General features: G+C 34.0%; 21 protein-coding genes. 10 read left to right on the forward strand and 11 right to left on the reverse strand.

The genetic code is table 11. The features are described 5' to 3' along the window. Window positions 1–89 precede the first annotated feature (89 nt). The gene (locus tag BJG89_RS01670) at window positions 90–1313 is read left to right on the forward strand and encodes a putative glycoside hydrolase (protein ID WP_096808234.1); all 1224 of its coding nucleotides are present in this window, start codon (window positions 90–92) and stop codon (window positions 1311–1313) included. Window positions 1314–1429: 116 nt separating this feature from the next. Here BJG89_RS01670 and larC read toward each other — a convergent pair whose 3' ends face one another. The 6 genes from larC to BJG89_RS01700 are packed head-to-tail and all read right to left on the reverse strand — an operon-like array spanning window position 1430 to window position 7841. Continuing rightward, window positions 1430–2605 (reverse strand): nickel pincer cofactor biosynthesis protein LarC, encoded by a 1176-nt coding sequence (gene larC / locus BJG89_RS01675; RefSeq protein WP_096808235.1) that lies wholly within the window; start codon window positions 2603–2605, stop codon window positions 1430–1432. 6 nt (window positions 2606–2611) lie between these two features. Then, window positions 2612–3382: a nickel pincer cofactor biosynthesis protein LarB gene (gene larB / locus BJG89_RS01680; RefSeq protein WP_096808236.1), complete on the reverse strand. Its 771-nt coding sequence runs from the start codon at window positions 3380–3382 to the stop codon at window positions 2612–2614. A gap of 26 nt (window positions 3383–3408) precedes the next feature. Continuing rightward, window positions 3409–4224, reverse strand: coding sequence for an ATP-dependent sacrificial sulfur transferase LarE (larE, locus tag BJG89_RS01685; protein WP_198401696.1), 816 nt, complete (start codon window positions 4222–4224; stop codon window positions 3409–3411). Between the two features lie 42 nt (window positions 4225–4266). Then, window positions 4267–5529: a nickel-dependent lactate racemase gene (gene larA, locus BJG89_RS01690; protein ID WP_096808238.1), complete on the reverse strand. Its 1263-nt coding sequence runs from the start codon at window positions 5527–5529 to the stop codon at window positions 4267–4269. A 2-nt stretch (window positions 5530–5531) separates the two neighbouring features. Next, entirely contained in the window at window positions 5532–6689 is a 1158-nt protein-coding gene (locus BJG89_RS01695; protein ID WP_096808239.1) for a 2-keto-3-deoxygluconate permease, read from the reverse strand. A gap of 21 nt (window positions 6690–6710) precedes the next feature. Next, on the reverse strand, window positions 6711–7841 hold the full coding sequence (locus BJG89_RS01700; RefSeq protein ID WP_096808240.1) for a glycerate kinase: 1131 nt from the start codon (window positions 7839–7841) through the stop codon (window positions 6711–6713). Window positions 7842–7979: 138 nt separating this feature from the next. Between BJG89_RS01700 and BJG89_RS01705 the strand changes: the two genes are divergently transcribed. The 3 genes from BJG89_RS01705 to BJG89_RS01715 all read left to right on the forward strand — a co-directional run bounded on the left by BJG89_RS01705 (window position 7980) and on the right by BJG89_RS01715 (window position 13509). Continuing rightward, window positions 7980–9059, forward strand: coding sequence for a CdaR family transcriptional regulator (locus BJG89_RS01705; protein WP_096808241.1), 1080 nt, complete (start codon window positions 7980–7982; stop codon window positions 9057–9059). A 1008-nt stretch (window positions 9060–10067) separates the two neighbouring features. Next, window positions 10068–12704: a pyruvate, phosphate dikinase gene (gene ppdK / locus BJG89_RS01710; protein WP_096808242.1), complete on the forward strand. Its 2637-nt coding sequence runs from the start codon at window positions 10068–10070 to the stop codon at window positions 12702–12704. Continuing rightward, on the forward strand, window positions 12694–13509 hold the full coding sequence (locus tag BJG89_RS01715; protein ID WP_096808243.1) for a pyruvate, water dikinase regulatory protein: 816 nt from the start codon (window positions 12694–12696) through the stop codon (window positions 13507–13509). Before ppdK ends, BJG89_RS01715 begins: the two co-directional genes overlap by 11 nt. Before the next feature lie 90 nt (window positions 13510–13599). Here the strand turns inward: BJG89_RS01715 and BJG89_RS14450 are convergent, their stop codons facing one another. The 5 genes from BJG89_RS14450 to BJG89_RS01735 all read right to left on the reverse strand — a co-directional run bounded on the left by BJG89_RS14450 (window position 13600) and on the right by BJG89_RS01735 (window position 15755). Next, window positions 13600–13893 carry a hypothetical protein gene (locus BJG89_RS14450; RefSeq protein ID WP_157772536.1) on the reverse strand — a complete coding sequence of 98 codons (294 nt, stop codon included), beginning with the start codon at window positions 13891–13893 and terminating at the stop codon, window positions 13600–13602. A gap of 15 nt (window positions 13894–13908) precedes the next feature. After that, on the reverse strand, window positions 13909–14109 hold the full coding sequence (locus BJG89_RS01720) for a hypothetical protein (protein ID WP_096808244.1): 201 nt from the start codon (window positions 14107–14109) through the stop codon (window positions 13909–13911). Then, window positions 14102–14629: a hypothetical protein gene (locus tag BJG89_RS01725; RefSeq protein WP_096808245.1), complete on the reverse strand. Its 528-nt coding sequence runs from the start codon at window positions 14627–14629 to the stop codon at window positions 14102–14104. Before BJG89_RS01725 ends, BJG89_RS01720 begins: the two co-directional genes overlap by 8 nt. Further along, window positions 14622–14822 carry a helix-turn-helix transcriptional regulator gene (locus BJG89_RS01730; RefSeq protein ID WP_096808246.1) on the reverse strand — a complete coding sequence of 67 codons (201 nt, stop codon included), beginning with the start codon at window positions 14820–14822 and terminating at the stop codon, window positions 14622–14624. The genes BJG89_RS01725 and BJG89_RS01730 overlap by 8 nt, the downstream gene beginning before the upstream one ends. Before the next feature lie 381 nt (window positions 14823–15203). Continuing rightward, window positions 15204–15755, reverse strand: a complete 552-nt coding sequence (locus BJG89_RS01735) for a helix-turn-helix domain-containing protein (RefSeq protein ID WP_096808247.1) — start codon at window positions 15753–15755, stop codon at window positions 15204–15206. Between the two features lie 85 nt (window positions 15756–15840). Here BJG89_RS01735 and BJG89_RS01740 point away from each other — a divergent pair, with 85 nt between their 5' ends. The 6 genes from BJG89_RS01740 to BJG89_RS01765 all read left to right on the forward strand — a co-directional run bounded on the left by BJG89_RS01740 (window position 15841) and on the right by BJG89_RS01765 (window position 24767). Then, window positions 15841–17025, forward strand: coding sequence for a CynX/NimT family MFS transporter (locus BJG89_RS01740; protein ID WP_096808248.1), 1185 nt, complete (start codon window positions 15841–15843; stop codon window positions 17023–17025). Between the two features lie 165 nt (window positions 17026–17190). Then, complete coding sequence (gene cls / locus BJG89_RS01745) at window positions 17191–18675, forward strand: cardiolipin synthase (RefSeq protein WP_096808249.1); 1485 nt, start codon at window positions 17191–17193, stop codon at window positions 18673–18675. A gap of 287 nt (window positions 18676–18962) precedes the next feature. Further along, window positions 18963–20348, forward strand: coding sequence for a MocR-like transcriptional regulator GabR (gene gabR, locus BJG89_RS01750; protein WP_096808250.1), 1386 nt, complete (start codon window positions 18963–18965; stop codon window positions 20346–20348). 108 nt (window positions 20349–20456) lie between these two features. Continuing rightward, window positions 20457–21779, forward strand: coding sequence for a 4-aminobutyrate--2-oxoglutarate transaminase (gene gabT, locus BJG89_RS01755; RefSeq protein ID WP_096808251.1), 1323 nt, complete (start codon window positions 20457–20459; stop codon window positions 21777–21779). Between the two features lie 73 nt (window positions 21780–21852). Further along, window positions 21853–23232 carry an NAD-dependent succinate-semialdehyde dehydrogenase gene (locus tag BJG89_RS01760; RefSeq protein WP_096808252.1) on the forward strand — a complete coding sequence of 460 codons (1380 nt, stop codon included), beginning with the start codon at window positions 21853–21855 and terminating at the stop codon, window positions 23230–23232. 149 nt (window positions 23233–23381) lie between these two features. Continuing rightward, window positions 23382–24767: an APC family permease gene (locus BJG89_RS01765; protein WP_096808253.1), complete on the forward strand. Its 1386-nt coding sequence runs from the start codon at window positions 23382–23384 to the stop codon at window positions 24765–24767. The last annotated feature ends 106 nt before the right edge of the window (window positions 24768–24873 follow it).

Genomic DNA, 24873 nt, shown 5'->3' on the forward strand with positions numbered 1-24873 from the left:
TTAAAATAATATATCGTAGGTAGTGTGAAATATAATAATATTAAAAAATCTTTTTTTAGTAAAATATTTGGGGATGAGGTTGTAAGTCGATGCGCGTATGGAAATTTCTAACAATTATATTGGCAATGGCACTAGTAATGTCTGCTTGTAACAATGATAATGATTCGAACAATGAGAAAAATAGCAGTAAAGATAAGAAAACAAGCCAATCAAGCAAAGATACATATAGTAAAATCGATTATCCGAAAGATGGTGTAAAAGGCATTTATGTTGCGCCAGGCGCAACAAGTAATGAACAATTTGATGAACTGGTTAAATTCATAAACGATACGGAATTGAATGCGATGGTTATCGATGTCAAAGATGACGAAGGTAATATTACGATGGATTTGAAAAGCGATAATAAATTAATTCGTAGTAATACTTTAGACCGAATAGATGCCAAAAAAATCATCAAAGAAATGGAAAAAAATGATATCTATCCAATTGCGCGTATTGTTACATTCAAAGATTCAAAACTATCAAATCAAAGACCTGGCTGGTCATTTAAAACATCTGAAGGTAACGTATGGGAAAATGAAGGGGGAGACAGTTTCACAAATCCATTTAATGTTAATGTATGGGACTATAATCTAAATGTAGCAAAAGAAGCCGCCAAGGCAGGATTTAAAGAAATACAATTTGATTACGTCCGTTTTCCAGAAGGATTCGAAAATAAAGATCAATCATTACAATATTCGAGTGGTAAATACGAAGAGAGTGGATTGAATAAGGTTGAACAACGGGTAGATACGATTACAGAATTTTTAAAATCAGCACGTAAAGATTTGAAATCATATGATGTTCAAACGTCTGCAGATGTATTTGGGTACGCAGCTACAGTTAAAGAAACACCAGGTATTGGACAAAGCTTTCCCAAGATTGCTAAAAACGTCGATGTTATTTCATCGATGATTTATCCATCACATTGGAACCCTGGTGATTTTGGATTAGGAAATCCAGATACAGAACCATATAAAACTATAGATCGCTATTTAGATAAAGAAAAAGAAGCACTTAAAGGGATAGATAGCCAAAAAGTTAAATCTCGTCCATGGCTTCAAGATTTTACAGCTTCTTACTTAGGTGAGGGGCGTTATAAAGTGTATGATAAAGATGAGGTAACAGCACAAATCCAAGCGCTAAAAGATCATGGTATTGATGAATTTTTATTATGGGATGCATCAGGTAATTATACAAAAGGTGCGGATTATAGCCCGGAAAAATATTCGAATCCAAATGCTAAACAGTCTGATCATAAAAAAGATAAATAATGATATTAAAAACCCCACTCAATGTATAATCTGTGCTCTAAAAGTTAAACTGAAAATGTAACTTTTAGAGTCTCAGTATAGTAATTGGTTCAGTGGGGTCTTTTTCTAATGAAATTTCAACCAATTTGTATGTGTTTTTGAATTTCTTGGTTGATATGGTCATATACTTGTACAAAAGGTGTGTTTGATTGAATAGCAGCGTTTCGTACATCTTCAAATTCGGGTTTTGCTTTAATGATTTTATCGTTTAACATAGCAGTTTTTACTAAAATAGCACCATAGCTAGTATGAACCGTTTCGAATTGTCTATGAAGCACTTTACGATTAACTGTATAACTTCTGACGCCTAGAGAAGTTGTGTTTTTAAGGACATAGTCTTCAAAAAATGACGCGTTTTCAATTTTGCTAATGATAGTAAGCTTTGTTGCGGGTCTACTTTTTTTCATAGTAATCGGAGTAAAGTAGGCATCTAACGCGCCATCTTCAAATACTTGTTCAAGAAAATAACTTAACATTTCTGCAGACATATCGTCTATTTGACATTCAATGACTTGTACTTGTGTTGGTGTGTTATCTTTTGTTTTAAATTGAATTGCCCTTAAGATATTTGGAAAGTCGAAATTTTTTGTTCCACAACCATAACCAATATGATCTATTGTGATAGAAGGTAAAGGGCCAATTTTAGACGCTAATGCTTTAATAAAAGCTGCGCCTGTTGGTGTGGTTAATTCACTATCAATTTCGAACGAAGCAAGTGGGATACCTTTCAAAATTTCAGCAGTCGCCGGCGCCGGAACCGGATATAGTCCATGAGCGATGTTTACTTTACCGCCTCCCGTTGGTATAGGAGAAGCGTATATTTCATCAATATTTAAATTTTCTAAAGCAAGACATCCACCAATAATATCAATAATAGAATCCATAGCGCCAACTTCATGAAAATGGGCATCTTCTACTGACATGCCATGAATTTTAGCTTCTGCTTGAGCAATGGTATTAAATATTTTTTGGCTACGCATTTTGACTCTATTTGGTAAATGGCTATTTTGTATTATTTTAAAAATATCAGAAGCAGTTCTATGATGATGCGCTTCATTAAATTCTATATTTAAGTATTTGGCTTGAATGCCTTTTTTATTCTGATTTGAAAATTGCATTTGAAACTCATTTAACGGTAAACGTTGTAAATGAGTTTCAATATAAGCGACGTCTGCGCCTAAATCTACAAGTGAAGATAAAAGCATATCACCAGCAATACCAGCGTGGCAGTCTAAATAAATTGCATTTGTCATATAAAATCACTCCATCTTTGAATGGTGCTCTAGCATATTGATAATCATGGCAGCGTTATACCCTCCACCAAAGCCATTGTCAATGTTAAGGACGCTTGTACCAGGCGCACAAGAATTAACCATAGAAAGTAGCGTCGTGACCCCGTCTAAATTAGCACCATATCCAATACTGGTTGGTACTGCGTACACAGGATGATCAACTAAACCAGCAACGACACTCGACAACGCACCCTCCATGCCGGCAACTACTACAGAAACATTGCAGGCGCGTATATCCTCAATATGGGCGAAAAGTCGATGTATACCTGAAACGCCAACATCGTAAAATCGTTTTACTGATATCCCCATCACTTCTGCTGTCACGGCGGCTTCTTCAGCAACAGGGAGATCAGAAGTACCAGCGCAAATAATGGCTGTTTGCCGTTCGGTTTTGTGTATATAATTTAAGCGTGTACACACAATATTTGCTGTTGCATGGTATTCTAACTGAGGATATTTTGTAATAATAGTATTCGCTTTTTCACTATTTATTCTAGTAATTAATACCGTTTCCTCGTGTAATAATAGTGAGTGAATAATCTTAATCAAATGTTTTTCAGTTTTGCCTTCCCCAAATATGACTTCGGGAAAACCTTGCCGTTTGCTTCGATGCAAATCAATCTTTGCAAAACCTAATTCATCATATTGATTTAATTCAGCTTTAGCATCAGAAACGGATAATTGATTTGTCTTTACAGCTTGCAGTAATGATTCAATGGAATCATAATGATCTGTCATAATTAAGCCACCTTTATGTTATTAAATCAGTCATGGGTATGCATAACTTCGTTCATACTACCTGTACGATAACCTTCTAAATCGATTGTTACATAATCAAATCCAAGTTCTTTAAGATATAGAGTAATTTGATTTCTGTGTTGGATAATGGTAGGAATATCAGTTTCATCAACTTCAATACGTGCTATATTATGATGATAACGTACTCTAACGTGATTTATATCCAAGCTAAGAATGTATTTTTCAGCTTCATTCACTTTGCTTACTTTATTAAAACTTAAAGGTTCTCCATAAGGAATACGAGAAGCTAAGCTGCAAAGTGCTGGTTTGTTCCAAACAGGAAGATCGTGTAATTTGCTCAATTCTCGTACTTCATCTTTATAAAGATCGGCTTCTTGTAAAACACTTCTCACCCCAAATTCAGTTCTTGCTTTAAGTCCAGGTCTGAAATCTGAAATGTCATCCATAATCATGCCATCTAGAACATAATGAAACGCATTATTTTTTCTTAATTCTTCAAGTTTTGCATACAATAAATATTTACTGTAATACCAACTGTCAGGTGTATTTTCAACAATGTGTGGTTCTTTTAATTCTGCAATTTCAGTTTCTATAATATGTGCATTTAGTATGTGTCCTAATTGTATAGCTTGATTAAATTCTTCATTTCTAAACAATTCAGATTTAACAATAACTGCTTTGACATTACTGCTGCCTAATACATCAATTGCTTTTTTTAAGACAAGGCTACTATCTACACCGCCCGAAAAAGCGACTATCACTTGCTTCATTTCTTTTAAGATATTTTCAAGTCTTTCTTCTTTATTTTGTATTTGAATCATCATTTAAATTGCCTCCTTAATAATTACTTTAAAACTTAAATATTACGATTCTACGTAAGGTATGGTTAGTGGGCCGAGTGGCATAACACCAATCGTCATATCTTTTCCATATTTTTCTTCTAAAGATTTTAATGTTTTTTCGACATTTGAAACTGGATGTAACATAGCATCTTTTGCTTGTTGGTCGGTTAATTTGGAGTATAAATAAACATGTGCAAAAGTTTGAATTACGGCTTGTTTTTGTACTTGCCATTGGTCTAACATAGCAAAGTTAGGGTCGTTGATCATTTCAACAAGTGCTTTAGGTGTGTCTGCCATTTTAAGTATTTCTGCATAATTACCATGATTTGGAAAACCATCGCTACATTCAGATAACATGATGATACTGCCACCCTTTTTAACCACTTTATGAGCGGCACTCATGCCTTTGACTGTTTGATATAGGTTTTGATCTAGCGGGTAACCTGAATTAGAAGCGATGACCACATCAAAACGATGATCACATCTAAACATAGCGTGCTTTTTAGCATAGGCACATCCTTTATCATGTGCTTTATATAATTCACCAGCAAATACTTCTGTAATTTCCTTTTCTTTATTCAACGTGACATTTAACATAAAATCAGGTTTGCACATTGCGTTAATTTCTCTCGTCATATCTTGTACTGGATTATCTGTCATATTGCCCCATGTTGAGCGGATATCGCCAATCATTTTAGCATTGTGAAACGTCATAATTGTGTCTATGCCAGCAATACCAGGCATGATACCTTTTGGACCACCTGAAAAGCCGGCGAAAAAATGTGGTTCAATAAAGCCAGTTACAATTTTGAAATCAGAATCAACATAGTCTTTATTTAAATAAACATCACACCCGTATTTACTTTGGCCTACTTTTTTTAAAGTTTCTTTGTCATTACAATGGTTATGAACAATCCTAACATGATTAACAATATCCTCGCCGAGCATTTGTATTAATTCATCTCTAGTTTGGTCACGATGCGTACCAGTGCCATTAATAATAACAATATTTTCTAAAGGCACATGATCTAATGCTTCAATAATTAATGGTACGAGTACATGATTTGGAGTGGGGCGAGTGATATCGCTAATTACGATTGAAACCGTTTGGTTTGGTTGGACTAAATCACTCAGTGGTTCTGAATCAATAGGATGCTGCAATGCACTGCGTATCGCATCTATGTCGTTTTCAAGTGCAGGAATAGGGGTGGGTTCAATTAATACGCTATTGTCTGGTAATTCAACGTTAAGATTTGATTTGCCATATAATATTTCGGTTTTCAAATTTATTCATCCTCCTTATATGAAGCGCTTACATAAACGCGTGAACTGCGCTGTTCATTCGCATTAATAGATGATTTGTGAGTAAAATATTCATTTGTGCCATAAACACCTTTGTTTTTTTGATATTTATCTACCATAATAACAGCTATTGGACACAATATCGCTGTTGTTATGGCCGAAATTGAAATTTGTGCCGTAGCGAGTGGTGCTATTTTTTCTATCATGGCAAATTCATTTTGACTTAAATTGCCATTTGCTAAAGCAGTTGAAGCGGCTGCAACGACTGCTGCAGGTGTAGACACAGCATTACCCGCTGTAGAAGATTCAGAAATAGGGGCAATGACGCTTTTTTCTTTGAATAATTTAAAGGCAATGACGCCTGTAAATGCAGTACAAATAAAAGTTAATAATGCTAGTGTTAATTCGCCTGATAACACTGAAAAATTAAAGAATTCAGCTAAATTCATACCCGCGCCTAAAGAAAAAGCAAAAAAGGGAATAAGTATGGTTTCGCCTGGGCGTAAAAATTCTGAAATTTTAGGATCAAGATTTCCTAAAATCATTCCTATACTTAATGGTAACAAAACAGAAATAAATGAGATAATAGGAAATGTTGTACCAATAAACCCTAGTGAAATCAGCGTTAATAATGGACCGTCATTAATAGCAAGTATAGACAAACCGCCTACATCAGAACGATTGCCATATGTACTAGTTAAAGCAGCATACATGCCACTATTACTATTTGTCATTGCTGCAATAATGGCTATTGTAGATAATCCAAATAAACCATTCCAAGGGTCAAATAGCAAACCTAATAAAAGACCCACTGCTAGACCCGAAAAATATTTAGTTGTTGTTAATAGCATACCTTTTTTTAATGCTTTGCCGCCAATTTTTAAGTTCATTTGACTTCCTACACAAAAAATAAATAGAGCTATTAAGACAAGTGCGCTATCTTTAAATAATTCTTGTGAAAATCCACCAATTTGCAGCATTTCATAGTAGCCTTCTTCAGTTTTGGGGGCGCCTAAGGATTTTAACAAATTCATTATTGGCTTGAGATGCAATTGATCAATCGTATTGATAAAAGCCCCCAGTAATAATGGCACGACCATCAGCCCGCCAGGTATTTTTTCTATTGTATCCTTAATTCTCATAACAAACATCCCCTTAATATGTTAATGGTTATGGAAAAATGTACTTACAATATTCTTTGTTGTTTGTTTTATTAATTTTTCCGAATTTGAAAAGATTTCTGCTAATGACATAGGCCCATTACTTAAACTAAAAGCACTGATTACGCCAGTATTTTTTAAGTCTGTTATATCTATTTCTACAGCTCCCCCTATAAAAATAACAGGCACGTTATATTTTTGAGCACATTTTGCGATACCAATAGGTGCTTTTCCATAAAACGTTTGATAATCAATTTTTCCTTCCCCTGTAATAACTAGGTCAGCGCGCTTTACATATTTTTCAAATTGAATGTGTTCTATAACAACTTGAATACCATCTTTAAAATAACTAGGAAAAAATGCTTTGAATGCGCCCCCAAGACCACCTGCTGCACCAGCTCCTTTCAAGTCATGAAGTTTTATCCCAGTTGTATTTTCAACATGATTTGCCCAGTGATTAAGATTAAGGTCTAATTGCTTTATATCTTCTGGTGATGCACCTTTTTGTTTTCCAAAAATGAAAGATGCACCGTTTTGACCTACCAAAGGGTTTTGAACATCCGAAGCAATGATAAATTTACAATTAGCAATTCTAGAATCAAAATGTGTTAAATCAATATGATTTAAATTTTTTAATGCGCCACCGCCTAACGTTAATGAATGGTTTTTATTATCTGTTAATTCAGCGCCTAACGCTTGTAGCATACCTGCGCCCGCATCATTGGTTGCAGATCCACCTATAGCTAGGATAAATTTTTTATACCCTTTATTTAATGCATGTAGAATTAATTCGCCAGTTCCATATGTTGTCGTTACCAGTGGATTTAGTGCATCTTCACATAAATGTTTTAACCCGGAAGCTTCTGCCATCTCTATTACACAAGTATCGTTATTTATAACGCCGTATTGCGCAAGCACTTTTTCCCCTAAAGGTCCAGTAACATCAATCGAAGTAAGTACACCATTAGTTGCATTAATTAAGGCTTCTAATGTACCTTCGCCGCCATCTCCAACCGGTAAATCATGAATGATGGCTTTAGGAAATATGTCTAAAATACTTTCTTTCATATAGTTTGTTACTTCACTGGCTTTCATACTACCTTTAAATGAATCTGGTGCTAAAATAATTTCCATGATTATGTTGCTCCTTTTTAGAAAGCGTTTTCTATTACGTGTTCTTTTAGTGTATCGATTTCATTTTCTAGAAAATAGGGTTAAACTATACAAAATTAATATTCTAATTTTGTATAAAAATTATAAGGGAGTGAGAAAATGAATGTATTAACTGAAGAAATGGCTTCTTTCATAGTTAAAGAAACAGCTAAAAGAACTAGCAGTAATATTAATATTATGGATTACAATGGCGTGATTATTGCTTCCTTTGATCAAAAGCGTGTTGGTATTATACATGAAGGCGCTAGGCAAGTGTTGAAACAAAAAGAAACAGTAGTAATTACCCAAGAAGACAGTGTCTGCTTAAAAGGGACGCAAGCAGGTGTTAATTTGCCGATTATTTTTCAAGATAATATTGTGGGTGTCATAGGTATAACAGGCAATCCAGATCAATTAATGCATGTAGCAGATTTAGTTAAAATGTCTACAGAATTATTGTTGTATCAGAATTATTTTACATATGAATTGGAAGGGCAAATACGGACTCAAGAATTACTGATTGAAGAATTGTTAAAAAGTGAAGCTTCAAAATCATTTATACAATATTTGATAAAACACCTAAACATGAATTTATTGACTTTTAAAAAGTGCGTTATTATCGATATAGAAAAACAGATGTTTTCTAGAAATAGTATCGTTCGTTCACTCACTCGTAGTATAGATGGTCGCTCATTTACAATTGCATTCACAAATTACAATCGAATTGTCATTCTAGCTATGGATCAATCTACTTCAGAATTAGATAAAAAAATCAGTAATATATATCAAGTGTTTCAGGATCTTGAATTGAAAGTTTACATGGCTTCGAGTCTGATATTTAAAAATTTAAAAGATTTTAAAAATGCTTATGAAGAGTGCGAATTGGTATTTATGTTAAATGAAAACGGAGAAGCGATGACTTCATTTGAAGATATTGAAGAAAAAACATTGTTATACCAAATAGACGAAAATATAAGGCAGCGCTATAAAAAGAGAGTTTTAGGGGAGATGGATCAACTGAGTATAGATACGTTAAAAAGCTTCTTTTATAATGATTTAAATATTACAAAGACAGCAAAATATTTATACATTCATAGAAATACGCTGTTATACAGACTAGAAAAGTGTAAAAAAGAAACAGGTTTAAACCCTAAAAAGTACTCTGATGCGGTTAAGTTACAAATTGCTATGTGGTGTTGAGTAAATCATGTAAATGGATTAAGAGAAGGGGATTTAGCGAAATATGAGTAATAAAATAAAAATATTAACAACCATTGATAAAATTGAAGAAGTGACGCGGCTGTATTTTGTTAAAACGATAAAAAGCGCTTTACAAAAAACTGCCTCAACAATATAATTAAATTAAGTTATCACTTTTAAATACTATAAATTTTAAAAACGAATGTTTTTGAATGTGAAAAAAATTGTGATTAATCATAAAATCTATGAAAAAATGGCGCCATTTTGAATAATTAAGTGATAACACATACACTAATGGATTCTTAGTGAATTTTAAGATATTGGAAGTGAACCTTATGTAAAACAAGAAGAGCATCTATAATTTTAAAATGCTAAAGCATAACGCCGAAAATGTATACGCTATGATGTAGTATGTCATTCCGTTTGAGTATTATTTTGATAACATATTGAAATGTAGCTTTTAAAAAACCGCCCAATGATTATATATTAACCAGTTACCTACTTAAAAATAGTTTGTTATGCTATTTATGCCAGTTTAAATTATATTTTAAACTACTAACTACAAAAGTATTATAGTTCTTAACGCAAAACGCTCTATTTATCCTACTTATTTATTATTTTCCACTAATTAAACCAGTTTATATCAACAGTAATAATTGAATAGAATTAAGTGTGTTTCAATTTTATTAACTAAAGTGCTAATTGTAGTATGGTAGTTGATATGAAGACTACCTATGATATATCACTTATTTTATAAATCATAGTTGCATAGTGACATAATTGATATCTTAAATTTAAATATGGCAATAAACTGGAAAATTTAAAGTTCTAAGCAATACAGCGTCATGGTATTGCTTAGGCTTTTTTTATTTAATCTGAATTCAATCACTTTGGGGTTTTAAAGCAAAATAAGTATATAATAGTAATTTTTTAGTTGTTTTTTAGATTTTAATATGACATACTCAATAATAATTAGTATGACACATTAAAAGATTGAGGTGCTTTTGTATGTCAAAATATATTTATGCATTTGATGAAGGCAAAAAAGCAATGAAAGATTTATTAGGTGGTAAAGGTGCGAATTTAGCAGAAATGAAACGCTTAGGTTTACCTGTTCCCGATGGTTTTACACTGACGACGCAAGCATGTATTGAATATTTGAACCATGGTTCTAAACTTTCAGAAGAGGTTATGGAATCATTACATGAACAATTAGAAGCATTTTCCAAACGCACTAAAAAATCATTTTCTTCCGAAGAAGCGTTATTGTTAGTATCTGTAAGAAGTGGCGCGAAAATTTCTATGCCTGGTATGATGGACACAATATTAAATTTAGGGCTTAATGATAATAATGTTAAAATATTAGCAGAAAAGACGAACGATGAACGTTTCGCATATGATTGTTATCGTAGGTTGTTACAAATGTTTGGTGAAGTTGTATACGATATCCCGATGGCATTATTTGATACATATTTTAATCAATATAAATCGCGATATCATTATCAGAACGATGCAGATATTCCAGCTGAAGGATTGCGAGAAATTTGTGAGTATTATAAAAACGTATATTTAGAAGAGGCTTATAAACCATTTCCACAAGAACCTATTGTGCAATTGACTGAGGCTATTGAAGCAGTGTTTAAATCTTGGGATAACGACCGAGCGCGTGTATATCGTCAGTTAAATGAGATACCATATGGTATTGGTACAGCTGTCAATATTCAAGAGATGGTTTTTGGAAACAGTGGCAATCAAAGTGGTACTGGTGTGGCTTTTACACGCAATCCAGTTACTGGGGAAGCGAAATTGTTTGGTGAATATTTATTAAATGCACAAGGCGAAGACGTTGTGGCAGGTATACGCACACCAAAAAATATTGAGACTTTAAAAGTGCAGATGCCTCACGTTCACCAACAATTTTTAAAGGTTGCTCAACAATTAGAAATGCACTATAAAGATATGCAGGATATTGAATTTACAATTGAAAATGAGCAACTCTATATTTTGCAAACCCGAAATGGTAAACGTACTGCTAATGCAGCGATTCATATTGCGGTAGATTTAGTAGAAGAAGGGATTATTTCAAAAAAAGAATCTGTTATGAATGTTGAAGTAAAATCAATAGACCAATTACTGCATCCTAATTTTGATGATAATGCATTAGAAGCGGCTACTATTATTTCTAAGATGGGACTACCAGCGAGCCCTGGCGCAGCAAGCGGTCAAATCGTATTTTCGGCTGAAACTGCAAAATTAAAAGCTGAGCAAGGAGCGCATGTTATATTGATGAGGCCTGAAACTTCTCCTGAAGATATTGAAGGTATGATTGCAAGTAAAGCAATTGTTACGACACATGGTGGCATGACGTCTCATGCAGCAGTTGTCGCAAGAGGGATGGGGAAATGTTGCGTGACAGGATGTTCGGATATTGAGATTAATATCATAGATAAAAAAGTAACATATCCAAATGGTACATTAAATGAAGGTGATATTATTTCAGTCGATGGTGCTAAAGGTGACATTTATTTGGATGAAGTTAAAACAACGAAGGCTGAAAGAAGCAAAGACTTTGAAACGTTTATGCAATGGTCAGAAGAAGTGGCAAGGTTAGACGTACGTATGAACGCAGAAACGCCCCAAGATATTCAAGCGGGTTACCAATTTGGAGCGAAAGGTATCGGTTTAGTCCGTACTGAGCATATGTTCTTTGGGGCAGAACGTTTAATTGAAATGAGACGGTTTATCTTATCTTATACACAAGAAAATAGGATTAATGCTTTAAATAAGATTAAGCAATATCAAAAAGAAGACTTTGAAACAATATTAAAACTGTCGGGCGAACGTCCAACTATCATTCGTTTGCTGGACCCGCCACTACATGAATTTTTACCTAAATCAACAGAGGAAAAACACAGTGTTGCGCGTCAGCTTAATGTATCTGTTTCAGAATTGGAACACTATATAGCAAGTTTAAATGAAGTGAATCCTATGTTAGGTCATCGTGGTTGTCGTTTAGCTATAACTTATCCAGAACTTTATATCATGCAAGCAGAAGCTATTGTCGAGAGTGCTTTGAAACTGAAACAACAAGGCATTGATTGCCAACCTGAAATTATGATTCCGCTTGTTTCTTCTGTGTCAGAGTTTACAACATTAAAAGCACAAATCATAGATAAAATAGAAAGATTAGAAATTGAAATGGATGAAAGCGCGCATTACTTGCTTGGCACTATGATTGAAACACCGAGGGCGTGTCTAATTGCTGAAGATTTAGCAAAAGAATGTGACTTCTTTAGTTTTGGGACAAATGATTTAACGCAATTAACATTCGGTTTCTCACGTGATGATGCTGGTAAATTTATAAATGCATATTCAGAACAAGGTATATTAGATATAGACCCATTCCAAACATTAGATTTAGAGGGTGTAGGGCAATTAATTCAACGGACGACAGAACAGGCGAAATCTGTAAATCCGACGATTAAAATAGGTGTGTGTGGAGAGTTAGGCGGAGACCATAGATCCATACAATATTTTAACCAATTAGAATTAGATTATGTTTCTTGCTCACCGTTTAGAGTGCCCGGTGCCTTACTATCTACGGCACAAAGTGAAGTCAAAGGTGGTAGATTACGTGTCCAATGATTTTGAGCAATTACAACTAAGCCTATTTGTTGTATCCGACTCAATCGGAGAAACTGCACAACGTATGATTAACGCAACATTAACGCAGTTTCCGGATATAGTTCATGTTGAGATAAAAAAGTTTCCTTTTATCAAAAATCACGATGAATTACTTAATGTGCTTTCATTAGCCAAAAAACGCGGCGCAGTGGTTGTAACGACTTTAGTGAATCCAGAATTTAATAAAAGAGGCCGGCAATATGCACTTGAACAACAAATTCCATATGTTGATTACATGTCGGATTTAATCGGTATTATTCAGCGACGAACGAATTGTTCACCAATTTTAGAAAGTGGTGCATTACGCAAATTAGACGAAAATTATTTTAAAAGAATTGAAGCCATAGAATATGCTGTTAAGTATGATGACGGAAAACATTTTACTGACATAGAAGAAGCGGACGCTTTAATCATAGGTGTTTCTCGTACTTCAAAGACACCACTTAGTATGTATTTAGCAAATAAAGGATATAAGATAGCAAATATCCCTTTGGTACCAGAAGTGGATATACCAGATGAGGTTTTTAGACATAAAGAACTCAAAATATTTGGTTTAACAGCCAAACCTAATTATATTTTAAATATTCGGAATGAGCGCGTGAAGATATTGGGATTACACGGGCCAACTGATTATAATAGTATTGACCGCATCAAGGAAGAATTGATGTACGCCGAAGAAATGTTTGCCAAGTTGAATGCAATTGTAGTTAACACTGAACATAAATCTATAGAGGAATCAGCATTCTATATAGAAAGATTTTTATAGCGTGCAGAGATGAACGAATAGAAAGTCGTATTTAAGACTGCCCGCATGACTATAATATAAAAAGTCATGCGGGTCATTTTATGTTAGCTTTTAATCTTTATACGTACGTGTAATCTTGGCTTTGGATATCATATATATTATCCATCCAGCAATAGCAGCAATCGTAGCAAAAATTAACAATTGATAAGTTAACTCTGAATTTTCAGGGAGAGATTGATGTATGACAAACGGGATTAAGTAATTATTTATATTGAAGACAATAAACATAGCAAATGCAAATATGAAACTTCCTTTACGTGCTTTTTTAATATATCGTTGGTATCCCTTTTTAGAATCGACTTCAAAACGATCTATTTTTTTATTGCGAAGTGAAGAAGTAAACACAATCGAAGCTGCGGTTTATGCAATCATTGCAAGTATACTAACGACTGGAATTTGTTTTAGATACATAGAAACAAAGATGTCCAATGTGGAAATAATCAAAGTGCCCCAAAATATCCATACATATAGTTTGGCATATATATTTAATAACACTTTCCGTTCATATTCATCTGTATATCTATAATTTGGAATTAAGCGGAGTATTTTTTCGTTAGTCAATATCAGCGTCCTCCTCTTTTTTTATTAATTTTACACGTGAGTCTTTTGCAACGGTAAAAATAGCCCACATTAAAAATGGTAAATAAGTACTTATATTGAATAAATAACTAAAATTCAAGGGATTACCTGCCAGGATAGGTGCAACGATAGTTGCGGTAACTGGCATATAAATTAAAGCAATAACTAAGAAAATAATTCTTTTATTCCGTGTTTCTTTGAGCAATTGATGATATGTATATTGATCATGTACTTCGATTTCTACGGGGTCAGCGCTGAATTGGTTCATGCTCACTCTACAAAATAAAATAATAATTAATAGTACACCGCCAATGGTGAACGGAGATGAAAATGCGCGTTCAATATCTAGAAAAATAGATAAATATACTAAAGCTAATAGTGTATATAAAGCAATGATAGCAATTTTTGCCATTAACTTATCTATTTCATGCCGCTGGTACTCATCTGGTATACCAATTAAACCAGCAAAATTTTGATAAATCCATTTGTCTTTTTTATTCATTCGTTTCTTCCTCCCAAAATAAATCGTTTAACGTGACATTTAACACTTTCGCAATATGTATACATAAGTTTAATGAAGGATTGTACTTGTTATTTTCAACCATATTAATCGTCTGTCGTGAGACACCTGATGAACGTGCTAAAGAAAGTTGAAATATTTTTTGTTGGATTCGATAATGTTTTACTTTGTTCAATTTACGGACTCACTGCCTTTTTTATAGTTAGAATGATGTGATTATGTCAAATATATATGACATAATTTTTGCGGTAAAGGCAATATAAAATGAAAATATATTTATAGTTATTTTATTAACTTTATTATTGAATATGAATTGATCTATACAAAAATAGAGAACAAAACAGAATTCATATTTTGTGAAATGAATTCTGTCCCGCTCCCTATCTGTTGGCAATAGTTCATTGAATTGGCCTATATTAGTATTAAATAATTATCTATACACACTAGAAGTGGCGACAGGAGGTGAAAAGGTATGTTTAGAGAGATCAATGTTTGTTATTCTCGTTTATATTTATGGATGGTTTCGAATACAGTTTGTATATATCAATTTCAATAACTATGGCGTTTGATAATGAATTGTGGCAGTAAATGTAACAACGTCTTTGGTTGGATTACAGTAGCTATGAGCTACATCACTGTTAAAACGAAAAGCTTGGTTATTGCTAATTGTATAAGTGGTTCCATCGACTTCAATTTTTAAACTGCCTGTGTTAACAATGATAAATTCTTCTGATTGCACATGGTGTGCATCGGAGTCCATTTTGCCACCAGGTTGAATTTCCATTTTAAACATTTCAAAGTGATTCTTATCATTATATGGAAAATAAGGATAGATTTTAATGTTGTCATCCATAATAGGTACGATGTCTGACTCGTCTACAAAATCTACACACTCTTTTTTTGTTGATGTAAGTTCAGAAAGAGAGAGGTGTAACCCGTTGGCAATTTTCCATAACGTAGTAATGGTTGGATTGGACACGCCTTTTTCAATTTGGCTCAGCATATTTTTGCTAACACCAGTTAAATTAGACATTTTATCTAAACTAAGTTGATGTTTACTACGATAATCAGCAATATTTTTGGCAATGATATTTTGAATATTATACAAGTGAATCGCTCCTATTTACATTATAACGTACATATTGTACCATATATAATGTTATTTATGAAAATAGTTAAGTAAGGTGGACAAAATGGAAAATAATAGAAAAGTAAAACCGATTAATTGGTTATTATTTATAGGCATATTGCTTGTAGGCGCGAATCTTAGGGCGCCTATTACTTCGATTGGTGTTGCGTTACCTGATATTAAACACGACTTAGCCATGTCTAATAGTGCGGTTAGCGTGATTACAGTAGTACCATTGATTGCATTTGCAATTGTTTCATTATTTGCTGCGAAAACAAGTAATCGCTTTGGATTAGAGAAAACGATTTTTGTAGCTTTATGGTTGATACTGATTGGTGTTATTGTACGTTCAGTCATAGGTATTTCATGGCTGTATATAGGTACGGTTCTTATCGGTATTGGTATTGGTTTTGGCAATGTACTTGCGCCCGCTGTTATTAAAGCGAAGTTCCCCTTACATATAGGTATTATGACGGGTTACTATACAGTGGTTATGAATGTATTTGGAGGGCTATCTTCCTATGGAACAGCGCCACTTGTCAAAGCATTTAATTACAACATTGCTATTAGCGTGATAGGTGTGATTACGCTGATAACAATCATTATATGGATGTTTCAATTAAATACTAAGCAAGATACAACAGCCTCCGTACCACAAGAGAGTGTTAATGTTTGGAAGTCTCCGTTATCATGGCAAATCACCATGCTTATGGGCGGGCAATCACTGATTTTTTATTCGTTAATCAATTGGTTACCTGCGTACTTATCTCAAAATGGTATGTCGATTAATGAAGCAGGCATGTATTTATCTATAATGCAAATAGCAATTATACCTTTAACGTTTATTACTCCAATTTTTGCTACTAAAATGAAGTCGCAATTCCTATTAACATTTTTGACTGGGGTTTGTTTTGTGATTGGCGTCTCGATTATGTTGTTTAAACCAGAATTTGCTCTCATTTCAACAGTATTAATCGGTGTTGCTAGTGGTATAGCATTTGGCCTAGTAAACACATTCTTTAGTTTGAGAACTGAACATAGCCAAACATCAGCTAAGTTGTCAGGTATGGCGCAATCAGTAGGTTATATATTTGCTGCTGTTGGCCCATTATTGTTTGGTGTATTACATGATGCAACAGGCAAATGGATGGCATCATTAAGTATTTTATTAATCACTTCATTGTTAATCACATTATTTGGATCACAAGCTGGTCGTAATCGTACGATAGAGAAAACGATGGAAGAATAGACAGTCTATTTTAAATATTGTACGATATTTTGTAACGTACTTTAGCTTGGTATTTAATACATTTAAAATAGTTGAGCTTAATAAATTGTGCTGCATTTTAATATACAAAATCACAAAAAGTACTTAGTATTCATTAATAATTAATAAACATGATGAGGTGTCTGTATGCAATTAATATTTGATCCAAGTGTAAGCCCAATTTATAGAGGAATACTTGCATTTTTCTTTGTCGTTAATATAGCGTTAGCTTTTGTTATTGTTTTTTTAGACCGAGATAGAAGAGACGCTACTGCAACATGGGCTTGGCTTTTTTTACTCTTTGTCGTGCCCATTTTAGGTTTTATCATCTATATCTTTTTTGGGCGAGGTGTACGAAAAAAACGTGAACAAGGTTTTCACAATAACCAGATAGATGATATAAAAAAACGTATGAAAACACAATTGTTAGATTCTACCAATAAGATAAACAATTCCGATTCTCCATTAATAAAAAAGCACGCAGATATTGTAAATACATTATTAACAAAAGAACCTACATTTTTAAGTTATAATAATAATGTTGACATTTATACTGATGGCCATCAGTTGTTCGATCAAATGAAAGAAGATTTACGTAACGCAAAACATTATATTCATTTAGAATATTATGTTTTGAAATTAGATGGTTTAGGTTCTGAAATCGTTGATATTTTGCAGCAAAAAGCTGAAGAAGGTTTAGAAGTTAAAATATTGTATGATGCAGTCGGCTCTAAATCAGTACATAAATCTAAATTCAAAAAATTTCAAGAAGCTGGTGGGCAAGTTGAAGCTTTCTTCCAAGCTAAGATTCCTTTAGTGAATTTTAGAGTTAATAATAGAAATCACCGTAAAATTTTAGTCATCGATGGTATGACCGGTTATGTAGGTGGATTTAATATTGGTGACGAATATTTGGGATTAGACGAGAACTTTGGTTACTGGCGTGATACGCACTTAAGAGTTAAGGGCGATGGCGTAGACGCTTTACAATTAAGTTTCATACATGATTGGAATTCTCAATCCCACCGTGAACAACTCGAATATACTGACAAGTATTTCCCGGATAACGCAAATCAAGGCGGAGATGTTCCACTGCAAATCGCACTCAGTGCGCCTAGCGATAATTGGCATCAAATAGAGTTTGGTTATATGAAAATGATTATGAATGCAAAAAAATCTATTTATATGCACAGTCCTTATTTTATACCGGATAAAGGTTATGTTAACGCCTTACGTATAGCTGCAAAAGCTGGTGTCGACGTTCGGTTAATCATACCTAATAAACCGGACCATATCTTCGTATATTGGGCAACGATTACAAGTGTTGCTCAATTGATTAGAGACGGCGTCAAAGTCTATACCTATGAGAATGGTTTTATTCATTCTAAGATGATGATTATCGATGACGAAGTAGCTAGTGTAGGATCATCAAACATGGATGTGCGTAGTTTTGAATTAAATTTTGAAATTAATGCCTTTATGTATGATGAAAAGATTGTGAAAGAACTGAAAGCTGCATTTATGGAAGATTTGAAAGTATCAGAAGAACTCACAGAAGCACGTTACGAACAACGTTCAACTTGGATTAAATTTAAGCAATCTATTGCAAAACTAGCATCTCCAATTTTATAAAAAATTGAAAGCAATCAGATATATTGCACTCCCACGACATAAAAATTAAATTGCCTTACGACTGAAACATAGTTAATCGTATTGTTTTGAAGGTGCGCAATCGATATTTTATTGGTGTGGTGAGCGATAAAACTCAGCATTTCAATCATTTATCATTCTAACGAGAATGGGTATTAGAAATCAAATTAGCATTTTTGATTTCTATCCCGTTCTCGTTTTTATTATAATAATGTAAGCGATGTAAGAGGAAAAATTTATAAATTAGAATGAAAACAAGGGGGGATTGGATGCAACGTGAGGCAGGTCAATATATTTATCGACAATTATATAGTCAATTAAAAGAAGATATACTTGCATTCAAATATGAGAGCCGTGAGAAATTACCTTCAAAAAGGGATATGGCTAAATATTTAAACATCAGCGTGAATAGTGTGAAAGCTGCGTATGAACAATTGCTAGCAGAAGGTTACATTTATACTGAAGAGCGAAAAGGATATTTTATTGAACCTTTAGACAAGTTGATTGTGGATCCAAATGCACAAATCGCTTTGGAAGTTCAAGAGCTTCCCACTGAAGATAGTTTTGAGTACTCTTTTTCACATATGAGTACGGATATTGCAGCATTTCCAGTCGATTTATGGACTAAATTGATTAAACGTGTATTTCAAAATTATGATAATTATTTATCTTCGATACCTCATATTAAAGGCCCAGTTGAGCTAAGGCAGTCGATTGCTAAATTAGTATCTTATCAAAGGGGCATACAATGTCATCCAGAACAAATCGTTATTGGTTCTGGTACGAATACTTTATTAACAAAACTCATGCAGCTATTACCTAAGGGTATAAAAATTGCAGTAGAAAACCCGGGTTATTCAAGATTTAGGTCTTTGATTAAACAAACACACGCACATTTAGAACCAATTTCTTTAGATAATAAAGGTATATCGATTAATAAAATCAAACAAGTTCAACCCGGCGCTGTTATAGTGACACCATCACATCAATTTCCTATGGGGACAATTATGCCTGTTTCACGTCGTATTAATCTTTTGAATTGGGCAAGTGAAACACATAGTTATATCATTGAAGACGATTATGATAGTGAATTTAAATATGAAACAGATAATATACCTTCATTGTTTAGTTTTGACAAAAATGAACGTGTGATTTATTTAGGTACTTTTTCTAAAACTTTAATGCCTGGATTACGGATGAGTTATATGATTTTACCAATTAAATTAGTGAAACAATTTGAGATGTTGAACTTAAATATGATACCTGATTTCTCAATGATTAATGCACTGACATTAAATTTAATGATCAAAGAAGGACATTATGAAAAATATGTAAAAAAGATGCATCATTTATATGAAAAGAAAAGGGAATACCTTATAGCACAACTAACAAATGTGTTTAAAAATAATATTAAAGTTAAAGATACACGCGCGGGTTTGCATTTCATCGTGGAAATCAACACCACATATTCTTATGCTGAAATTGAATCTCGTGCCAAAGAAAAAAGATTGGAACTTTATACGTTAAACCGATTTTCTGTAGAACCGCTTGAAAATAATAAGACGAATAAAACGCTTATTATAGGTTTTTCAAAAATCAAACAGGCACAGATACCCCAAGCTGTACGACGCTTAAAGGAAGTGCTCTGGGAATAAACTGGTACCATTAAAGTGATATAACTGGTTCTTTACACTATACCAATAATCCCTTAAATTTTTAGGAAACTGTAAATCTTGAATTAAGTTAACAAGGAGGGATGATTGATGATAAATCAATTTGAACATTATAAAAAACAAAGGGAACAATATGTAGCGCGTGGTGTAGGCAATGGCAACTTACATGTTGCAGAGCATGCACAGAGTGCTACCATCACGGATGTAGAAGGTAATCAGTTTATTGATTTTGCAGGTGCAATTGGTACATTAAATGTAGGTCATACACATCCTAAAATAACGAAACATTTAAAAGAACAATTAGATAAGTTTATACATCCTGGCTTCAATGTCATTATGTATGAAAGTTACTTAAATTTAGCGCAAAAGTTAACTGAAATTACACCAGGTGATTTTGCTAAAAAAACAATCTTGCTTAATTCAGGTGCAGAAGCTGTAGAAAATGCGGTCAAAATTGCTAGAAAGTATACTGGAAGACAAGCGGTCGTATCATTTGTGAGAGGGTTTCATGGCCGTACTAATTTGACGATGTCTATGACGAGTAAAGTAAAGCCTTACAAATTAGGATTTGGACCTTTCGCCTCAGCTGTTTACCAAGCACCATACCCTAATATTTCTGAAAAATCTGAAGAATTATCGAAAGCAGCTTATGTCGATCAAATAATACAAAAATTACATGACTTTTTTATTGAAACAGTAGATCCAAGTGAAGTTGCCTGTATTGTAATGGAACCAGTACAAGGCGAAGGTGGCTTTATTATACCTGATAAAAAATTCGTGACAGCTGTTAAAAATATATGTGAAGCTAACGGAATTATTTTTGTTGCAGATGAAATTCAAACAGGTTTTGCAAGAACTGGTAAAACGTTTGCGATTGAACATTTTGGTATTGAGCCAGATTTAATAACAGTATCTAAATCTTTAGCAGCAGGCTTTCCATTGAGCGGTGTGGTTGGGAGAGCAGAAATGATAGATAGTGCAGCACCTGGAGAACTAGGCGGCACCTATGCTGGAAATCCTTTAGCATGTGAAGCAGCTTTAAAAGTCATTGAAATTATAGAAGAAGAAGATTTAAATAGTAAAGCCGAAAAACTAGGCGAGCAACTTGAAGATTACTTATATCAAATAGCAAAGCAGCATCCATATATAGCTCGTATTCGAAGACTTGGGGCTATGGTTGCTTGTGAAATTATTGATGAACAGAAGGGTGAACCTGATAAAGCATTAACCGGAAAAATTATTCAAACGGCAAATGAACAAGGTTTGCTATTATTATCTGCTGGCATTAAAGGGAATGTTATTCGTTTCTTAGCACCTTTAGTCATTTCAGAAGATGAATTGCAACAAGGTTTATCCATTTTAACCAATACATTAAATGTAGTGGGTACTACCCAAACGCATATGAACGGTTAAAAATTTATTTTTAAATATAGGGTATAGATAAGTCATACCTCATAATATAAATCATCGAAAAGGAGAAATCGTAATGACACAATTAGAAGTATTTAATCCGTCTACAAATGAAGTTATAGAACGTTTGGATTACACGAACCATGATGAAATCAATTCACAAATTAAACACGCGAATGACGCATTCCAAGATTGGAAATTAGTTGACGCACACGAACGTTCAGCAAAGTTGTATCAATGGGCTAACCTGATTGATGAACATCAAGATGATCTTGCGAAATTAATTACGTTAGAAGGAGGCAAACCTTTAGATGAAGCAAAAGGTGAAGTAACTTATGCTAATGCTTACGTTAAATGGTATGCAGAAGAAGCAAAGAGAGTATATGGTCGAACAATACCTGCCAATACGCCATCCAAAAAAATAGTGATAGATAAATTTCCAGTTGGCGTAGTCGGTGCAATTACGCCTTGGAATTTTCCAGCAGCAATGATAACGCGTAAGATGGCACCTGCATTGGCAGCAGGCTGTACGATAATATGTAAACCTGCAGTGAAAACCCCATTAACAACGATTAAACTGGTTGAACTTGCACATAAAGCTGGCATACCTAAAGATGCTATATCGTATATTATTGCTTCAGGTAAAGATGCTGGGGATATTTTCACATCACATGAAAGTATCCATAAATTAACCTTTACTGGTTCAACAGCGGTTGGTAAATCACTGATAGAACAATCAGCCAAAAGTGTGAAGAATGTAACGATGGAATTAGGAGGCTTAGCACCTTTAATTGTTCATAAAGATGCTGATATTGAAGCGGCAGTACAAGGGACAATTGATTCTAAATTTAGAAATGCTGGACAAACTTGTATTTGTGCTAATCGTATCTTTGTGCATCGAGATATTGCAGAACAATATACAGCACAATTGATTGATAAAGTGCATGCACTAATAGTAGGTGACGGTTTACAAGATGATGTTAAAGTTGGTCCTTTAATTGATAATAATGCAGTCAAAAAGGTACTGACACATATTACGGATGCCCAAGAGAAAGGTGGTAAGCTATCACGTACGCTTGATGAGATACAATCATTAAAAGGTAATTTCTTAAAGCCAGTGGTCATTTCTAACGCAAATTTAGGTATGAAAGTAATGCATGAAGAAACATTCGGGCCAGTTGCACCTGTTATGGTTTATGATGATCTAGATGAAGCGATAAAAATGGCTAATGACACTGAATTCGGATTGGCGTCTTATTTCTTTACAAATGATTATCGAACTGGCTTAAAATTATATAACGAATTAGAATATGGCGTTATTGGATGGAATGACGGCGGACCTTCAGCAGCGCATGCGCCATTTGGTGGTTTGAAAGAAAGTGGTTATGGTAGAGAAGGTGGGACAGAAGGCATAGAACCGTATTTAGAAACAAAATATTTATCAATTGGCATTTAAGATGACGACAAAGTAGTGCTGTTAATAAACAAAGGAAGACATAGAAGTTTAAAATAATAAATGAGTGATAATGAGATTAAGTGGTCAAACTATTGACCACAATCTCATAGGTTCACTTTTAAATTGATGAATGTTATGGGGTATGTTAAATGAAGTCTCAATTTAATAAGACGATGAATATTGTTGATGTCTTATTTCTTGCAATCGGTGCCATGCTTGGATGGGGATGGGTCGTATTATCAGGAGAATGGGTATCAACAGCTGGTTTTGTAGGTAGTATTGTAGCATTTTTACTTGGTGGTTTCTTAGTAATTGTAATCGGACTTACATATGCAGAATTAGCTGCAGCAATTCCAGAAACGGGTGGAGGATTTGTTTTTGTTAAAAAAGCATTTTCCCCAGGTATTGCGTTTATATCTGGTTGGTCTGTATTATTCGGCTATGTTTCTGTAATTACATTTGAAGCGGTCGCTTTACCCACCGTTATTGACTACGTTATTCCATTTCAACATCAAGGATTAATGTGGAACGTAGCCGGTTGGGATGTGTATCTCACTTGGGTTATTATTGGTTCACTTGGTAGTGTGGTATTAACTTCACTCAATTATTTCGGTGTTAAACCTGCAGCGATCATACAGACTGTTTTTACAATTTTTATAGTAGGTGTAGGCTTGTTACTCGTCTTCGGGGCAGGTTTTAACGGCAACTTTAATCATTTACAACCTTTTGAAAATGGTGTAGGCGGTACGATGTCAGTGTTGATGATGATCCCTTTCCTATTTGTAGGGTTTGATGTGATTCCACAAATTGCAGAAGAAGTTAAAGCGCCAGCGAAGAAAATAGGCGGCATCCTAATATTGTCGATTATTGCCTCTGTTATTTTTTATTTACTAATTGTTTTTGGTGTAGCGACAGGTTTATCGCCTCAAGCTTTAAATGCCAGCAATTTAGCAACAGCGGATGCAATGGTCAATTTGTTTGGTCATAGTGGGTTTGGTGTCTTACTTGTGCTAGGCGGCGTAGCTGGTATTATCACAAGTTGGAATGCGTTTATTATTGGCGGTAGTAGAATATTATATGCCATGGCTAAAAATCAAATGATTCCAAAGTGGTTTGCATTTATACATCCAAAGTATAAGACACCGACACATGGTATTTTGTTTCTTGGTATACTAGCATTTGTTGCGCCACTATTAGGTAGAGCAGCGCTTGTGTGGATTGTCAATGCTGGCGGTATAGGTGTAGTATTAGGTTATTTACTAGTGGCTATTTCATTTATGAAATTACGCAAGGTTCAACCTGAGTTACCCAGACCATACCGTATTAAAAATGGGAAGATTGTTGGCAGCATAGCTATTATTCTAAGTGTTTTGTTTATAGCTATATATTTACCGGGCATGCCATCCTCATTAGCTTGGCCTTCAGAATGGCTCATTGTATTAGCTTGGTATGTAATAGCAGCAATTTTATATATAACACAGACAAAAAAATCTGATATGGATGTGCCTATTAATGCGCATATTAATAAAGAATAACGTAAAATAAAGCGATGGTATAACCATCTATTTTTAATATTTCTCTATGACTCGATTCGTAAAAGCACATTAAGAAAAAATACAAGCGTGATATCAAGATATTTAT

It is taken from the genome of Staphylococcus nepalensis (genome assembly GCF_002442935.1).
In the GTDB taxonomy this organism is placed as follows: domain Bacteria; phylum Bacillota; class Bacilli; order Staphylococcales; family Staphylococcaceae; genus Staphylococcus; species Staphylococcus nepalensis.

Bases quoted from the DNA above. Each gene is read 5' to 3' on its own strand.
- BJG89_RS01670 (WP_096808234.1), top strand. From the start codon at position 90: ATGCGCGTATGGAAATTTCTAACAATTATATTGGCAATGGCACTAGTA.
- larC (WP_096808235.1), bottom strand. From the start codon at position 2,605: ATGACAAATGCAATTTATTTAGACTGCCACGCTGGTATTGCTGGTGAT.
- BJG89_RS01700 (WP_096808240.1), bottom strand. From the start codon at position 7,841: ATGGAAATTATTTTAGCACCAGATTCATTTAAAGGTAGTATGAAAGCC.
- BJG89_RS01760 (WP_096808252.1), top strand. From the start codon at position 21,853: ATGACACAATTAGAAGTATTTAATCCGTCTACAAATGAAGTTATAGAA.
- gabT (WP_096808251.1), top strand. From the start codon at position 20,457: ATGATAAATCAATTTGAACATTATAAAAAACAAAGGGAACAATATGTA.
- BJG89_RS01705 (WP_096808241.1), top strand. From the start codon at position 7,980: ATGAATGTATTAACTGAAGAAATGGCTTCTTTCATAGTTAAAGAAACA.
- BJG89_RS01725 (WP_096808245.1), bottom strand. From the start codon at position 14,629: ATGAATAAAAAAGACAAATGGATTTATCAAAATTTTGCTGGTTTAATT.
- BJG89_RS01740 (WP_096808248.1), top strand. From the start codon at position 15,841: ATGGAAAATAATAGAAAAGTAAAACCGATTAATTGGTTATTATTTATA.
- BJG89_RS01695 (WP_096808239.1), bottom strand. From the start codon at position 6,689: ATGAGAATTAAGGATACAATAGAAAAAATACCTGGCGGGCTGATGGTC.
- larB (WP_096808236.1), bottom strand. From the start codon at position 3,382: ATGACAGATCATTATGATTCCATTGAATCATTACTGCAAGCTGTAAAG.
- gabR (WP_096808250.1), top strand. From the start codon at position 18,963: ATGCAACGTGAGGCAGGTCAATATATTTATCGACAATTATATAGTCAA.
- BJG89_RS01765 (WP_096808253.1), top strand. From the start codon at position 23,382: ATGAAGTCTCAATTTAATAAGACGATGAATATTGTTGATGTCTTATTT.
- ppdK (WP_096808242.1), top strand. From the start codon at position 10,068: ATGTCAAAATATATTTATGCATTTGATGAAGGCAAAAAAGCAATGAAA.
- cls (WP_096808249.1), top strand. From the start codon at position 17,191: ATGCAATTAATATTTGATCCAAGTGTAAGCCCAATTTATAGAGGAATA.
- larE (WP_198401696.1), bottom strand. From the start codon at position 4,224: ATGATTCAAATACAAAATAAAGAAGAAAGACTTGAAAATATCTTAAAA.